At 67.6% G+C, this 15,699-nt stretch carries 13 protein-coding genes; 11 read left to right on the forward strand and 2 right to left on the reverse strand.

All coding sequences use genetic code 11. The features are described 5' to 3' along the window. Positions 1–49: 49 nt before the first annotated feature. The gene (locus G3M57_RS06835; RefSeq protein WP_163229606.1) at positions 50–2,428 is read right to left on the reverse strand and encodes a TonB-dependent receptor; all 2,379 of its coding nucleotides are present in this window, start codon (positions 2,426–2,428) and stop codon (positions 50–52) included. A gap of 346 nt (positions 2,429–2,774) precedes the next feature. Here G3M57_RS06835 and ettA point away from each other — a divergent pair, with 346 nt between their 5' ends. Further along, a complete protein-coding gene (ettA, locus tag G3M57_RS06840) occupies positions 2,775–4,442 on the forward strand; it encodes an energy-dependent translational throttle protein EttA (protein WP_163229608.1) in 1,668 nt (555 codons plus the stop codon). 70 nt (positions 4,443–4,512) lie between these two features. Here the strand turns inward: ettA and G3M57_RS06845 are convergent, their stop codons facing one another. Then, the gene (locus tag G3M57_RS06845; protein ID WP_163229610.1) at positions 4,513–4,950 is read right to left on the reverse strand and encodes a hypothetical protein; all 438 of its coding nucleotides are present in this window, start codon (positions 4,948–4,950) and stop codon (positions 4,513–4,515) included. Positions 4,951–5,133: 183 nt separating this feature from the next. On the opposite strand from G3M57_RS06845, the gene G3M57_RS06850 reads away from it, so the two are divergent. From G3M57_RS06850 to metH, 10 genes are all read left to right on the forward strand, one after another. Beyond that, on the forward strand, positions 5,134–5,685 hold the full coding sequence (locus tag G3M57_RS06850; protein WP_163229612.1) for a type 1 glutamine amidotransferase domain-containing protein: 552 nt from the start codon (positions 5,134–5,136) through the stop codon (positions 5,683–5,685). Positions 5,686–5,941: 256 nt separating this feature from the next. Then, positions 5,942–6,901, forward strand: a complete 960-nt coding sequence (locus G3M57_RS06855) for a 2-hydroxyacid dehydrogenase (protein ID WP_056761946.1) — start codon at positions 5,942–5,944, stop codon at positions 6,899–6,901. A 198-nt stretch (positions 6,902–7,099) separates the two neighbouring features. After that, positions 7,100–7,474 (forward strand): VOC family protein, encoded by a 375-nt coding sequence (locus G3M57_RS06860; RefSeq protein WP_056761943.1) that lies wholly within the window; start codon positions 7,100–7,102, stop codon positions 7,472–7,474. A 97-nt stretch (positions 7,475–7,571) separates the two neighbouring features. Further along, complete coding sequence (locus tag G3M57_RS06865; RefSeq protein WP_056761942.1) at positions 7,572–8,573, forward strand: ArsR/SmtB family transcription factor; 1,002 nt, start codon at positions 7,572–7,574, stop codon at positions 8,571–8,573. Then, positions 8,570–9,526: a methylenetetrahydrofolate reductase [NAD(P)H] gene (metF, locus tag G3M57_RS06870; RefSeq protein WP_163229614.1), complete on the forward strand. Its 957-nt coding sequence runs from the start codon at positions 8,570–8,572 to the stop codon at positions 9,524–9,526. Before G3M57_RS06865 ends, metF begins: the two co-directional genes overlap by 4 nt. After that, positions 9,523–10,398, forward strand: a complete 876-nt coding sequence (blaCAU, locus tag G3M57_RS06875; RefSeq protein WP_163229616.1) for a CAU/MBL1b family subclass B3 metallo-beta-lactamase — start codon at positions 9,523–9,525, stop codon at positions 10,396–10,398. The genes metF and blaCAU overlap by 4 nt, the downstream gene beginning before the upstream one ends. Positions 10,399–10,482: 84 nt before the next feature. Next, positions 10,483–11,559, forward strand: a complete 1,077-nt coding sequence (locus G3M57_RS06880; RefSeq protein WP_163229617.1) for a homocysteine S-methyltransferase family protein — start codon at positions 10,483–10,485, stop codon at positions 11,557–11,559. An 11-nt stretch (positions 11,560–11,570) separates the two neighbouring features. Next, positions 11,571–12,566: a D-alanine--D-alanine ligase family protein gene (locus tag G3M57_RS06885; RefSeq protein ID WP_163229619.1), complete on the forward strand. Its 996-nt coding sequence runs from the start codon at positions 11,571–11,573 to the stop codon at positions 12,564–12,566. Position 12,567: 1 nt separating this feature from the next. After that, positions 12,568–12,969 carry a DUF4259 domain-containing protein gene (locus tag G3M57_RS06890; RefSeq protein ID WP_056761932.1) on the forward strand — a complete coding sequence of 134 codons (402 nt, stop codon included), beginning with the start codon at positions 12,568–12,570 and terminating at the stop codon, positions 12,967–12,969. Then, a complete protein-coding gene (gene metH, locus G3M57_RS06895; RefSeq protein ID WP_163229621.1) occupies positions 12,966–15,641 on the forward strand; it encodes a methionine synthase in 2,676 nt (891 codons plus the stop codon). The genes G3M57_RS06890 and metH overlap by 4 nt, the downstream gene beginning before the upstream one ends. Positions 15,642–15,699 lie beyond the last annotated feature (58 nt).

Consider the following 15,699-nt stretch of genomic DNA (forward strand, 5'->3'; position numbering starts at 1 on the left):
GCTGGCGTCGCGATCGGGGACACGCCGCAAAGGCGTGTCCCCGCCGGTCCTAGAACCGCTTGCGGACCGTCACATAGGCCTGGCGCGGGGCGCCCGGCAGCAGGGTCATGGCCGTGCCGCCCGGGTCGGCCTTGGACGCGCCGCCCGAGCCCACCGTCGAGATGTAGTCCTCGTCGGTCAGGTTGGTGATGTTGGCCTGCACCTCCAGGCCGCGCAGCCAGGCGCTGGTTTCGCCGGCGAAGCGGTAGCCGACGGTCAGGTCCGCGACGGTGAAGCCGTCGACCTTGCCGCCGTCGTTCTCGAACGTGTACCAGCGCGAGCTGGTGTAGCTGACACCGAGGTTGCCGAAGAAGCCTGCGCCCTTGTCGTAGCCCAGGCTGGCCTTCAGCAGGGACTTGGGCGTGAAGACAACGTCCTTGCCCTTGGTGTGCATGGCCACCGTGCCGCCGGCGCCCGGGACGTCGTCCTCGTAGGTGGAGTCGTTGTAGGCGTAGGAGCCGTACAGGGACCAGGCGTCGGTGATCCGATACTGGCCGGCCAGCTCGATCCCCTTGGTCTTGACCGCGCCGACGTTCGACAGAACCGCCGGCAGGCCCAGGATCGGCGGGGCGGTGCTGGCGCTGTCCAGGCGGTTCTCGAAGTCGACGTGATAGAACGCCGCCACGCCCTGGAAGCGGTCGGTCTTGTAGCGGACGCCGCCCTCGAAGGTCTTGGACGTTTCGGGCTTGAGGTTGTCGCGGACGAAATCCACCACGGCCTGATTTTGCGAGGCGAACGGGCCCGAGGTGGCGGCCGAGACGTAGGCGGCCATGTTCTCGGTGTAGCCGCCGAACAGCTCCACGCCATTGTTCAGGTCATAGACGACGCCGACCTGGGGCAGGAAGTTGTCCTTGGACTGGATCTTGCCGTTCACGGCGCCGACGATCGACTTGACCTCGTTCTCGACCTTCAGGGCCTTGAAGCCGAAATTGACCTTCAGGGCGTCGGTCAGCGTCCAGACGTCCTGGACGTAGCCGGTCGTGGTCTTGGTGTTGAACTTGTACTCCCACGAGGTCTTGAAGGGGTTGGACTGGAAGTCCAGCGGGTCGCGCGACGGGGCGGCCAGGGTCTCGGCGTAGAACCGGCGGGCCTGGTGGAAGTCGTTGTCCTCGGTCCAGAAGCCGGCGCTGATCGCATGGCTGCCCAGGTCGACATAGAGGTTGCCGATCAGGCCCTTGCGGTCGATGTCGTACTCGGTGGTGCGGATCGCCAGCGGGGCGGCCGTCGACCCAGCCGCGCCATAGCCCGGGCTGACGGTGTAGGGCGTGTACCACAGGCCCTGACCCTGGTTCTTGTGGCCGTAGCCGGTCAGGTCGAAGCGGACCATCTCGCCCAGGTCGTGCTTCAGGGTGACGGCGTAGATGTCGTCGTCGCGGATGCCGGCGCCGGCGTAGTAGGCGTCGTCGGGGGTGGCCACGCCGTACTGGGCGTAGGGGTTGGTCCCCACCCCGGTCCAGTAGCCGCCGTTCAGGATCGGCGTCGCGCCGGCGTAGTTGGCCGGGTTGTTCAGTACGGTGGCCACGCCGATGGCCTTGTTCCAGTCAGGCTGGAAGTTGTCCCAGTTGCGGCCCAGGCGCTTGATCATGTCGAAGGACATGTCCTGGTAGTCCTGCTCGCGGCGCTCCGAATGGTTCCAGAACGCGGTCAGCGAGCCGGTCTCGCCCAGGGGCAGCACGACCTTGGCGTCGTACTGGCGCTGCTTCTGCTCGCTGCCGCCCTTCCACTTGTCGGCCTTCTGGTCGACGGCCGAGACGTAGGCGCGCAGGCCGCCCAGGCTCTCGATGGCGCCGGTGTCGATCCGGCCGAACACCCGGTACATCGAGTCCGAGCCGACCGTGGCGTTGGTCTGGACGTGGAACTCCTGCGACGGATCGCGGGTGAAGAACTGCAGCGTGCCGCCCAGATTGCTGGTCGAGGCGGTCGACAGCGAACCGGCGCCCTGGGCCAGTTCGACCTTGCCCAGGTCTTCGCTGATGACGGCGCGACTGACGTGCAGGCCGTTGTAGTTGCCGTAGCTCATGTCGCCCAGGGGCACGCCGTCCAGGGTGAAGCCAAGGCGGCTCTGGTCGAAGCCGCGGATCGCGACGCGGGTCGACCATTCGTAGGCGCCGAAGGCGTCGGCCGACTGGAAGCTCACGCCGGGCAGCTTCTCGACCGCGCGCAGCGGGCTGGAACCGGCGGCCAGGACCTCGATCTGGGTGGTGCTGATGGTCTGGACCTGGCGGCTCTGGCCTTGGCCCAGCACGATCACGGCGTCGACTTCGTTGGCGTCGGCCGCGGCTGCGTCGGCGGGGGCCGCGACGGCGGCGGGTTCGGCGGCCAGGGCCAGGTGCGGCGCGGCCAGCAGCAAGGCGCAGAAGGCCCCGCCCAGCATCAGGTGTCGTTTCATGCTTGTATCCCCACGCCGGCGCTCAAGGGGAGCGGCGCCGGCTTGGGGAGGTGCGGTAACAGCGCTCGACGACAGCGCGTCGACAGTTCCGTGTCGGGTTTCCGACGGAACAGCGACGGGGTGGTGACAGCGACGGTGCGTCCTTCGAGGCCCACTTTCGCGGGCGCCTCAGGATGAGGAGCTTTGTGGTTTCTGACTTCCTCATCCTGAGGTGGGAGGCGGAGCGAGCCTCGAAGGACGCAAGGCGCGCGCCGAAACCCGCCGGGAACATTGCGGAATCCCGTCCCGGAGGCTATCTGAGCGCCCGACCCCCCGATCCCGAATACCGAAGAGGCCGACGCCCCCCATGGCTCAGCAATATATTTTCCAGATGCAAGGCCTGACCAAGGCCTATCCCGGCGGCAAGAAGGTCTTCGAGAACATCTGGCTGTCGTTCTATTCCGACGCCAAGATCGGCGTCGTGGGCGTCAACGGTTCGGGCAAGTCGACCCTGCTGAAGGTGATGGCCGGGATCGACAAGGAGTTCTCGGGCGAGGCCAAGGCCGCCGAAGGCATCCGCCGCGGCTATCTCCCGCAGGAGCCGGTGCTGGATGCGACGCTCGACGTCTGGGGCAACGTCATCGCCGACTGCGAGGACAAGAAGGTCTTCGATCAGTACAACGCGCTGGCCGCCCGGCTGGGCGAGGAATATTCCGACGAGCTCATGGAGGAGATGACCAAGCTCCAGGAGATCATCGACGCCCGTGACCTGTGGGACATCGACTCCAAGGTCGAGATGGCCATCGACGCCCTGCGCTGCCCGCCCAACGACGCCAATATCGAAAGCCTGTCGGGCGGCGAGAAGCGCCGCATCGCCCTGGCCCGCCTGCTGCTCAGCAAGCCCGACATCATGCTGCTGGACGAACCGACCAACCACCTGGACGCCGAGTCGGTGGCCTGGCTGCAGCACCACCTGGAAAACTTCCCGGGCTGCGTGATCCTGGTCACCCACGATCGCTACTTCCTGGACCAGGTCACCAAGTGGACCCTGGAGCTGGATCGCGGCAAGGGCATCCCCTACGAGGGCAACTATTCCGGCTGGCTGGAGCAGAAGCAGAAGCGCGTCGTCCAGGAACAGTCCGAGTCCGAGTCCCGCCAGCGCGCCCTGACTCGCGAACTGGAATGGGTACGCAGCTCGCCCAAGGCCCGCCAGTCCAAGTCCAAGGCCCGCCTGGCGTCGTACGAGGAAATGGTCGCCGCCCAGGAGAACGCCCGCGCCGCCCAGACCCACGCCCACATCCAGATCCCGCCCGGCCCGCGCCTGGGCAACGTGGTGCTGGAAGTCACCGGCCTGGAGAAGGAGTACGGCGACAAGGTGCTGTTCAAGGACCTGTCGTTCAAGCTGCCGCCGAACGGCATCGTCGGCGTGATCGGCCCGAACGGCGCCGGCAAGTCGACCCTGTTCAAGCTGATCACCGGCCGCGAGCAGCCCGACCAGGGCACGGTCAAGGTCGGCGAGACCGTCAAGCTGTCGTATGTCGACCAGTCGCGCGACGCGCTCGACCCGAACAAGACGATCTGGCAGGAGATCAGCGGCGGCACCGACGTGATGATCGTCGGCAAGCGTGAGATCAACAGCCGCGCCTATGTCGGCAGCTTCAACTTCAAGGGCGGCGACCAGCAGAAGAAGGTCGGCCTGCTGTCGGGCGGTGAGCGCAACCGCGTCCACTTGGCCAAGACCCTGGCCACCGGCGGCAACCTGCTGCTGCTCGACGAACCGACCAACGACTTGGACATCGAGACCCTGCAGGCCCTGGAAGAGGCGCTGGAAGAGTTCGCCGGCTGCGCCGTGGTCATCAGCCACGATCGCTGGTTCCTGGACCGCCTGGCGACCCACATCCTGGCCTTCGAGGGCGACAGCCACGTCGAATGGTTCGAAGGCAACTTCGAGATGTACGAGGAAGACAAGAAGCGCCGCCTGGGCGCCGACAGCCTGATCCCCAAGCGCATCAAGTTCCAGAAGTTCGCGCGATAGCGCGAACGGATCGTCTTACGCGAAACGGGGCGGCCTGCGAGGGCCGCCCCGTCGTCGTTTGGGCTCAAGCCTACTTCGGTTCGGTCGGCGCGCCGGGCGTCGTGGTCGAGCCGGGGAGGTTCGAACCAGGGGCCGGGGTCGAGGCGTCGGGCATGGTCGGCGGGGTGGCCGGCATGCTGGTCGAGGAGTCCGACGGCATGGTCGACGAGGTCGGTGGGTTCACCGAGCCGTCGGTGGTCGTCGAGGTCGAGGCCGTGGCCGAGGTGTCGGTGGCGGGCGCCGTGGCCGAGGTGTCGGTCGAGGTTCCGGTCGAGGCCGAGCCGCTCCACCAGTCCTTGCTGGCCCGGGTCTTGGGCGAGGCCTTCAGATAGGCGTCCAACTGGCTGTAGGGGATCGGCTGCTTGGGACTGGCCGCGGCGGTCGAGCCCTTGGATTGGGGCGCGGCCGAAGCGGCTCCGGCGACGAGCACGGCCAGCGCGACGCCGGCGGCGAGCGTTCTGATCATCATGAGAGTGTTCTCCAGGCCTGAGCGCGCCGACAGGGCGCGTCGGCAACAGAAACCCGCAAGCGGGGCAACGGGTTCACAGCTTGGCCTTTCGCGCGTGACGGACCCGCCGCCGCAGGGGGCGGAACCTCGGGCGGCGCGACGGGTTTTGGCTGGCTGGTCGCCGTTCGTTTCAGGAGCCCCGCCATGTCCGATTCCAAGCTCGCCGGCCGCAAGGTCGCCGTCCTCGCCACCGACGGCTTCGAGCAGTCCGAGCTGGAAAAGCCGGTCGAGGCGCTGAAGGCGGCGGGTGCGCGGGTCGAGGTCGTCTCGCCCAAGCCCGGCCAGATCCAGGGCTGGGAGCACCAGGACAAGGGCCGAGCGGTGCCCGTCGATCGCGAGTTGGCTTCGGCCCAGCCCGCCGACTACGACGCCATCGTCCTACCGGGCGGGGTGATGAACCCCGACGCCTTGCGGCTTGAGCCCAAGGCTATCGACTTCATCCGCCACTTCGTCACCGAGAAGAAGCCGGTGGCGGCGATCTGCCATGGGCCCTGGACGCTGATCAACGCCGGCGGGGTGGAGGGCCGGGAGATGACCTCGTGGCCGTCGCTGGAGGCCGACCTGAAGAACGCCGGCGCCCGCTGGGTGGATCGCGAGGTCGTGGTCGACCAGGGGCTGGTCACCTCGCGCAAGCCCGACGACCTGCCGGCCTTCTGCGCCAAGATGATCGAGGAATTCGCCGAAGGCCGTCACTAGGCCTGGAGCATCGCGCGGAAAAGTGGACGCCGGTTTTCCGCAAAAGCGATGCGAAAATAAAGATCTAGAGCGAACCGCACGATTCCTGCATCGCGCGGTTCGCTCTAGGGTGATCACTATTCCGGGACCTGGCGACCAATAGCGTTCGCCAGGAACTGGAGTAGCTTGATCTGGCGAGGCTGATCCCGATCTTTCAGGAACAGGTCGCGGAGGCGTTGTCCTGATGGATCGCGCGTCGTCCGGGATGGAGAACAGCATGCCCCAAACGCCCGCCGAGAAGCCCCACATCGTCCTCTCGCACGAGATGCTGATGCCGCTGCAGCCGCTTCTCGAAGGGGCGTACCAGGTGCATCGCCTGTGGGACTATCCTGACCACCTGGCGTTCCTGGACGGGCCGGGGCGACAGGTGCGGGCCATCGTTCACGCCGGCGAGCTGGTGCTGGCCAAGGACCTGCTGTCGGAGATGCCCCGACTGGGCCTGATCGCGTGCGTCAGCGTCGGCTATGACGGCGTCGACGTCCCGTGGTGCAAGCAGCACGGCATCGCCGTCACCCATTCGGTCGGCCTCAACGCCGCCGACGTCGCCGACCACGCCGTGGGCCTGGTGCTGGCCGCCTGGCGCGGCATCGTGGAGGGCGATCAGAAGCTGCGTAGCGGCCACTGGACCAGCATGGAGCGGATGAGCCCCCGCCATGGCCTGCGCGGCCGCAAGGCGGGCATCGTCGGCCTGGGCCACATCGGCGAGGCCGTCGCCCGGCGGCTGGAAGCTTTCGAGCTGAAGGTCTCGTGGTGGGCGCCGCGTCTCAAGGACACCGACCGGCCCCGCGCCAGGAGCCTGCTGGACCTGGCCCGCGACAGCGACATCCTGGTGGTCTGCGCACGGCCCGACGCCACCAACCGCCACATGATCAACCAGGCGGTCATCGAGGCCCTGGGGCCGCAGGGTTTGCTGGTCAACATCGCCCGCGGTTCGCTGGTCGACGAGGACGCCCTGATCGCCGCGCTGAAGGACGGCCGGCTGGGCATGGCCGGACTGGATGTGTTCGACCACGAGCCGACCCCGGCCTCGCGCTGGGCCGGCGTGCCTCACACGGTCCTGACCCCTCACACCGCCGGCGCGACCCTGGACAGCATCCCGGCCATGGTCGGGCTGACTGTCGAGAACCTGCGCCGGTTCTTCAAGGGCGAAGCCCTGGCCTCGCCGGTGGACGGGTAGGATTCCGGAGGTCGAAAACCTCGTCCTTCGACAAGCTCAGGATGAGGTTTTCGACTGCTGGGCCTGCCAATGGTCCTCATCCTGAGCTTGTCGAAGGACGAGGACCACGCTCGGCCTTGAATGTCAGTCCCGCCTGGTCACAAACTTGGGGTCGAGGATTGAACGCGCGGCATCCGCGCGGCGCTGAGGGAGATCCGGATGGCCAAGGTGTTGGGGTTGGGCGGGGTGTTCTTCAAGGCGGAGGATCCCGCCGTCGTGCGGGACTGGTACGCCCGGGTGCTGGGATTCGAGGTGCAGGACTGGGGCGGGGTCATGTTCAAGTCGCTCAAGACGGGCTTCGCCAACTGGTCGCCGTTCGCCGCCGACACCCGCTATTTCGAACCGTCCCAGGCGCCGTTCATGATCAACTTCATCGTCGACGACCTGGACGGCGTGCTGGCCAAGGCGGCGGCCGAAGGGGTCGAGCCGACCGGGCGTCAGGACGAGGAGATGGGGAAGTTTGCCTGGCTGATCGACCCGGCCGGGGTCAAGATCGAGCTTTGGGAGCCGTCGAAGCCGTCTCCAGAGGCATAGTTTGCCGCGCCGGGCCGTTGGCGTTTCGGTCATTCACAGACGCGTCCCGGTCGGATTTTGCTTGCCAAATCGGACATAAAGATATCTTTATGTCTCTATGAAGGTATCGTCCGAACAGGTGGTGGATCTGCTGCGCGCGGCGGGCGAGTCGACCCGCCTGCGCGTGCTGGCCTTGCTGGCGACCGAAGAGCTTTCGGTGCTGGAGCTGTGCCGGATCCTGGACCAGAGCCAGCCTCGGGTCTCGCGGCACCTGAAGCTGCTGGCCGAAGCCGGGCTGGTCGAGCGGTTTCCGGACGGCGCGTGGGTGTTCTACCGTCTGGCGCTGAAGTCGGCGGGGCGGGCCGTGATCGAGCACGCCCTGGACCTTATCGACTCCCAGGATCCCGTCGCCCGGAGCGACGCCGAGCGACTGGCCTTGGTGCGCGCCGAGCGGACGGCTGGCGCCCAGGCCTATTTCGCCCGCAACGCCGCGCGCTGGAACGAGATCCGCTCGCTCTATGTCGACGAGGCCGAAGTCGAGGCCGCTATCCTGCAGGCGGCGGGCGAGGGGCCTTTCGACGAGATGGTCGACCTGGGCGCCGGCGCGGGCCGCATGCTGACGCTCTTTGGTCGTCGGGCGGGCGCGGCCCTGGGCTTGGACCTGTCGCAGCAGATGCTCAACATCGCTCGCGATGAGGTGGCCAAGGCGGGGCTGGTCCAGTGCGAGCTGCGCCACGGCGACATCTTCGCCACCGGCCTGCCGGGCGGCTGCGCCGACCTGGTGACCGTGCACCAGGTGCTGCACTATCTGGGCGATCCCGCCGCCGCCGTGGCCGAGGCCGCGCGTCTGGTGGCGGGAGGCGGCCTGCTGCTGATCGCCGACTTCGCGCCTCACGATCACGAGTTCCTGCGCGAGAGCCACCAGCACCGGCGCCTGGGCTTCGCCGACGCCGAGATCATCGCCTGGATCGAGACGGCCGGCCTGGTCCTTGACGCCAGCATCGCCCTGCCGCCGGCGTCCGACGAAGGCCTCACCGTCAAGATCTGGACGGCGCGCCGCCCCCACGACCCGACCGCCGTTCAAAACGCCGCTAAGACTGCCGAAAGAAGCGCCGCATGACCGTTCCTCCTCTTCGTCGCGTCCTGGGCCCGGTTGCCCGCGCCGGCGAGCGCACCGACCGGCCGCGCGTGTCGTTCGAGTTCTTCCCGCCCAAGACCGAACAGATGGAAGAGAACCTGTGGGCGGCGATCAAGCGCCTGGCCCCGCTGGACCCCGCCTTCGTCTCGGTGACCTACGGGGCCGGCGGCTCGACGCGCGAACGCACCCACCGCACGGTCAAGCGCATCCTGGACGAGACCAACCTGAAGCCGGCCGCCCACCTGACCTGCGTCGGCGCCAGCCGCGCCGAGGTCGACGAGGTGATCCGCGAATACTGGGAGACTGGCGTGCGCCACGTGGTGTCGCTGCGCGGCGACCCGCCGCCCGGCGAAGGCGGCATCGGCGGCGTCTACGTGCCCCGCGAGGACGGCTACAGGAACGCCACCGAGCTGACCTCGGCCCTGAGAGCGGTCGCGCCGTTCAATGTGCTGGTCGGGGTCTATCCGGAGAAGCATCCCGAAAGCCCCTCGATCGAGCATGACATCGAGGTGCTGAAGGCCAAGGTCGACGCCGGGGCCACCCTGGCCATCAGCCAGTTCTTCTTCGATACCGACGCCTTCCTGCGGTTCGTCGATAAGGTGCGGGCGGCCGGGATCACCATCCCGATCGTGCCGGGCATCATGCCGGTGACCAATTTCAAGGGTCTGGTCAAGATGTCGGCCGCTTGCCAGACGGCGGTGCCGGCCTGGCTGGCCAATCTGTTCGATGGCCTAGACGAGGACGCCGACACCCGCCGGCTGATCGCCTGCTCGGTGGCCTCGGAGATGTGCGCCAAGCTGCAGGAGCAGGGTTTCTCCGACTTCCACTTCTACACCCTTAACCGGGCCGACCTCGTCTACGCCATCTGCCGCGTGGTGGGCGTGCGCGAGATCGCGCCGGCGCCGTCCCCCGTCTCGGCGGAGGCGGCGGCATGAAACGGGCGGCCCCAATCCTCCTGGCGATCGTCGCCCTGGCGGCTTTCGCGCCGGGAACCACGACGTTCGCCGCCGATCCGGCCAACTGGTCCAAGCCGATCCGGCCCTACCGGGTGGTCGGCAACATCTACTATGTCGGCTCCGAAGGGCTGTCGGCTTGGCTGATCTCGTCGTCGGAAGGCCACGTGCTGCTCGACAGCGGGGCCTCGCCGGCGGGCGCCAAGCTGATCGAGGCCAACATCCAGGCGCTCGGCTTCAAGCTCTCGGATGTGAAGGTCCTGATCAACACCCACGCCCACTACGACCACGCCGGCGGGCTGGCCCAGTTGAAGGCCGACACCGGCGCCAAGGTCTGGGCCTCGCGGCCGGACGAGCCGGCCCTGAAGAAGGGCCAGCACTTCGGCGACAACGACAACGGGCTGACGCCGTTCGCGCCGGTCAAGGTCGACAAGGGGTTTGGCGACGGCCAGAAGCTGAAGCTGGGCGAGACCACCCTGGTCGCCCACCTGACGCCGGGCCACACGATCGGCTGCACCACCTGGACCACCCAGGTGGTCGACCGGGGGCGGCCGCTGAACGTCACCTTCCCCTGTTCGGCCTCGGTGGCCGGCAACGTGCTGGTGGACAACAAGACCTACAGGACCATCGTCGCCGACTACCGCGCCACCTTCGCCACGCTGAAGGCGCTCCCCACCGACGTGATGCTGCCCGCCCACGAGGAACAGGGCCATCTGCTGGACAAGCGCAGGAAGATGCTGGCCGGAGACGTCAACGCCTTCATCGACCCGACCGAACTGGCGCGCTATGCGGCGACTTCGGAGGAGGCGTTCGACAAGGAGCTTGCCCGGCAGCAGAACGCACGCAGGCCGTGACCTTCGCCCGACATTGGGCTCGGCGAGCAAAATAGAGTTTTCGTTTCCTCGCGAAGCGCTGGAAAGACCCGGCAGGAGCCGACCATGACCGATCTTACCACCCGAACTGGCCGCATCGCGGCCCTGAAGGCCGCCGCCAAGGAACGCATCCTGATCCTCGACGGCTCGTGGGGGGTGATGTTCCAGAAGAAGAAGTTGTCCGAGGCCGATTACCGCGCCCAGCGCTTCGCCGACTACGACGGCCAGATGAAGGGCAACAACGACATCCTGTGCCTGACGCGGCCGGATCTGGTGGCGGAGCTGCACGACGCCTATTTCGCCGCCGGCGCCGACATCTCCGAGACCAACACTTTTTCCGGCACCACCATCGCCCAGGCCGACTACGGGCTGGACGCCGCCACGGTGCGCGACATCAATTTCGAGGGCGCGCGGATCGGCCGGTCGGTGGCCGATCGCTGGAACGCGGAAAACCCCGCCGGCCCCAAGTTCATCGCCGGCTCGATCGGGCCGCTGAACGTCATGCTGTCGATGTCGTCGGACGTGAACGATCCGGGCGCGCGCAAGGTGACCTTCGACCAGGTCTACCAGGCCTATCGCGAGCAGTTGGCGGCGCTCTATGACGGGGGCGTCGACCTGTTCCTGATCGAGACCATCACCGACACCCTCAACTGCAAGGCCGCGATCAAAGCGATCATGGACCTGCGCGACGAGGGCCACGAAGAGCTGCCGATCTGGATCAGCGGTACGATCACCGACCGCTCGGGCCGCACCCTGTCGGGCCAGACGGCCGAGGCGTTCTGGAACTCGATCAAGCACTGCAAGCCGTTCGCGGTGGGCTTCAACTGCGCCCTGGGGGCGGACCTGATGCGCCCGCACATCGCCGAGATGGCCCGCATCGCCGACACCCTGGTCGCCGCCTATCCCAACGCCGGCCTGCCCAACGCCATGGGCGAGTATGACGAAGAACCGCATCAGACCGGCCACCAGCTGCATGAGTGGGCCAAGGACGGCATCGTCAACATCCTGGGCGGCTGCTGCGGCACCACCCCCGACCACATCCGGCATGTGGCCGACGAGGTGCGCGGCCTGACGCCCCGCGCCATCCCCGAGCGCCCCAAGGCCATGCGCCTGGCGGGCCTGGAACCGTTCGAGCTGGCTTGAGACCTTTCACGATGCGCACGACGATCCTCTTCGGCGGCATGAGCCGCGAACGCCTGGTCTCGGTGGCCAGCGCCAAGGCTCTGGCCAAGGCCCTGCCGGACGCCGACCTGTGGTTCTGGGCGCCCGACGACCAGGTCTATGTGGCCAGCGACACGGCGCTGCAGGCCCATGAGCGGCCGTTCGAGATCGACCTGCCGACCGAGGGCGCGCCGATCGGCGGGATTGAGGCTGCGCTCGACAAGGCCAGGGCCGAGGACCGCGTGCTGGTCCTGGGCATGCACGGCGGTGCGGCCGAGAACGGCGACCTGGCGGCCCTGTGCGAGGCGCGGGGCGTGGCCTTCACGGGGTCGGACAGCAAGTCCAGCCGCCTGGCCTTCGACAAGATCGCCACCAAGGCCGCTGTGGCCAAGGCCGGCGTCGTGGCGCCGTCGACGGTCGCCCTGGCCGACGCGGAAGCCGCTTTGGCGAAGTACGGCAAGCTGGTCGCCAAGCCGGTGGCCGACGGTTCCAGCTACGGCCTGATCTTCGTCAACGAAGCCGCCGACCTGGAGACCCTGAAGGCGGCGGCCGCCCGCGAGGCCTATGTGATCGAGCCGTTCGTGGCCGGCGCCGAGGCCACCTGCGGGGTGCTGGAGCAGGACGGCCAGGTCTTCGCCCTGCCGCCGGTCGAGATCCGACCGGCCGACGGCGCGTTCGACTATATCGGCAAGTACCTGGCCAAGACGACGGAGGAGATCTGCCCGGCCACCTTCGCCCCCGAGGTCAACGCCGCCATGCAGGAGGCGGCCCTGAAGGCCCACAAGACGGTGGGCGCGGGCGGCTATTCGCGCAGCGACTTCATCGTCACGCCGAACGGCCCGATCTTCCTGGAGATCAACACCCTGCCGGGCATGACGGCGGCGTCGCTATATCCCAAGTCGCTGAAAGCCCAAGGGATCACGTTCCGGGACTTCCTGGACGGCCAGATCGCCCTGGCGGTCGCGCGGGCCACGGCCGAGGGGGTCTAGGATGGGAACGTGGAATGAGGGGGCGTTCGACAACGACGACGCCAGCGACTTCATCGATGATCTGGCCGAGGCGCCCGACTGGCGCACGGTCATCCAGATGCTCGACCATGTCACGAAGAGCGCCGGCTATCTGGAAGCTCCAGAGGGGCAGATGGCGGTGGCCGCCGCCGCCATCGTCGCGGCGGCGGTCGGCGACGTCGCGATCCTGCCCGATGACCGACGTGACCTGAAGGCCGCCCTCGGCGCGCCGCCGCAAGGCGCGGTCGCCCTGGCCCGATCGGCCTTGGCGCGCGTTGTGGCTCCAGCCTCCGAACTCGACGAACTCTGGCAGGAGGGCGATGACCACGACGCATGGCTCACCCAGATCGCCGCCCTGCAAACGACCTTGAGCGCATCCCAATGAGACCCGTGTTCGTCAACATCGGTGAGCGCACCAACGTCACCGGATCGGCCAAGTTCAAGAAGCTGATCGTCGAGGGCGACTATGCCGCCGCCCTGTCGGTGGCGCGCCAGCAGGTCGAGGCGGGCGCCCAGGTCATCGACGTGAACATGGATGAGGGCCTGCTGGACTCCAAGCAGGCCATGGTCACCTTCCTGAACCTGATGGCGGCCGAGCCCGACATCGCCCGCGTGCCGGTGATGATCGACAGCTCCAAGTGGGAGGTGATCGAGGCCGGCCTGAAGTGCGTGCAGGGCAAGGCGATCGTCAACTCGATCTCGATGAAGGAAGGCGAAGAAAAGTTCATCGAGCAGGCCAGGCTGTGCCTGCGCTACGGCGCGGCCGTGGTGGTCATGGCCTTCGACGAGGTCGGCCAGGCCGACACCGCCGCGCGCAAGACCGAGATCTGCGAGAAGGCCTACGGCATCCTGGTCGACAAGGTGGGCTTCCCGCCGGAAGATATCATCTTCGATCCCAACATCTTCGCCGTGGCGACGGGGATCGAGGAGCACGACAACTACGCCGTCGACTTCATCGAGGGCACGCGCGAGATCAAGAAGCGCTGCCCCTACGCCCGCATCTCGGGCGGGGTGTCGAACGTGTCGTTCAGCTTCCGCGGCAACGAGCCCGTGCGCCGGGCCATCCACTCGGTGTTCCTGTACCATGCCATCGAGGCGGGCATGGACATGGGCATCGTCAACGCCGGCGACCTGCCCGTCTACGATACCCTGGATCCTGAACTGCGCGAGGCCGTCGAGGACGTGATCCTCAACCGTCCGCAGCGCACCAACGTCTCCAACACCGAGCGTCTGGTCGACATGGCCCCGCGCTACAAGGGCGACAAGAGCCAGGTCCAGACCGCCAACCTGGAATGGCGCAAGGGCACGGTGAACGAGCGCATCACCCACGCCCTGGTCAACGGCATCACCGACTATATCGACCAGGACACCGAGGAAGCCCGCCTGTCGGTCGAGCGGCCGCTGCACGTGATCGAAGGCCACCTGATGGACGGCATGAACGTGGTCGGCGACCTGTTCGGCTCGGGCAAGATGTTCCTGCCGCAGGTGGTCAAGTCGGCCCGCGTCATGAAGCAGGCCGTGGCTTGGCTGGAGCCGTTCATGGAAGCCGAGAAGGCCGGCAAGCCGCGCGAGCAGGCCGGCCGGATCCTGATGGCCACCGTCAAGGGCGACGTCCACGACATCGGCAAGAACATCGTCGGCGTCGTGCTGCAATGTAACAACTACGAGGTCATCGACCTGGGCGTGATGGTGCCCGCCGACCGCATCCTCGACGAAGCGCGCAAGCACAACGTCGACATGATCGGCCTGTCGGGCCTGATCACCCCGTCGCTGGACGAGATGGTGTTCGTGGCCTCGGAGATGGAGCGGCAGGGCTTCACCATGCCGCTGCTGATCGGCGGGGCCACCACCAGCCGCACCCACACGGCGGTCAAGATCGAGCCGGCCTATCGCAGCGGCTCGACCACCTATGTGCTGGACGCCAGCCGGGCGGTGGGCGTGGTCTCGGGCCTGCTGTCGGCCAGCGAACGCGACCGGCTGCAGGCCGAGACCCGGGCTGAATATGTCCGCATCCGCGAGCAGTACGCCCGCGGCCAGACGGTCAAGGCGCGCACCAAGATCGCCGACGCGCGCAAGCGCAAGTTCGCCATCGACTGGAACGGCTACACGCCGCCCAAGCCGGCCTTCATCGGCGCGCGCACGTTCGAGCCCTCGCTGGCCGAACTGGTCCCGTTCATTGACTGGTCGCCGTTCTTCGCCAGCTGGGAGCTGATCGGCCGTTTCCCGCAGATCCTGGAAGACGACGTGGTCGGCGAGGCGGCGACGGATCTCTATCGCGACGCTCGCGCCATGCTCGACAAGGTGGTGGCCGAGACGTGGTTCGAGGCCAAGGGCGTGGTCGGCTTCTGGCCCGCCCAGGCCGACGGCGACGACATCGTCCTCTACACGGACGAGAGCCGCTCGACCGAGCTGGCCCGCCTGTTCACGCTGCGCCAGCAGATGGACAAGTCCGAGGGCAAGGCCAACCTGGCCCTGGCCGACTTCGTCGCGCCGGTCGGCCAAGGGCCAGACTACATGGGGGGCTTCGCCGTCACCGCCGGCCATGGCGAGGACGAGATCGTCAAGCGCTTCAAGGACGCCGGCGACGACTATAGCGCCATCATGGCCTCGGCCCTGGCCGACCGCCTGGCCGAGGCCTTTGCCGAGTGGCTGCACTACAAGGCCCGCGTCGAACTATGGGGCTATGCGCCGGACGAGTCGCGTGACGTCGACGTGATGATCGCCGAGAAGTACCAGGGCATCCGCCCGGCCCCCGGCTATCCGGCCCAGCCCGACCACACCGAAAAGGGCACGCTGTTCAAGCTGCTGGACGCCGAGGCGGCCACCGGCATGATCCTGACCGAGAGCTACGCCATGAGCCCCGGCGCGGCGGTCTCAGGCTTCTATTTCAGTCATCCGCAGAGCCACTATTTCGGGGTCGGCAAGGTCGATCTCGACCAGGTCGAGGACTATGCCCGCCGCAAGGGCTGGGACGTGGCCCTGGCCGAGAAATGGCTGTCGCCGATCCTCAACTACGATCCGGCGGCGCGGGCGCGGGCGCGGGGGGAGGCGGCTTAGGGCCATAAAACGCTAACGCTGGCCGCGGGCGCCGCGCGAGCGACGCCACGCGACCTCC

This window comes from Caulobacter rhizosphaerae (assembly GCF_010977555.1).
Taxonomy (GTDB): Bacteria; Pseudomonadota; Alphaproteobacteria; order Caulobacterales; family Caulobacteraceae; genus Caulobacter; species Caulobacter rhizosphaerae.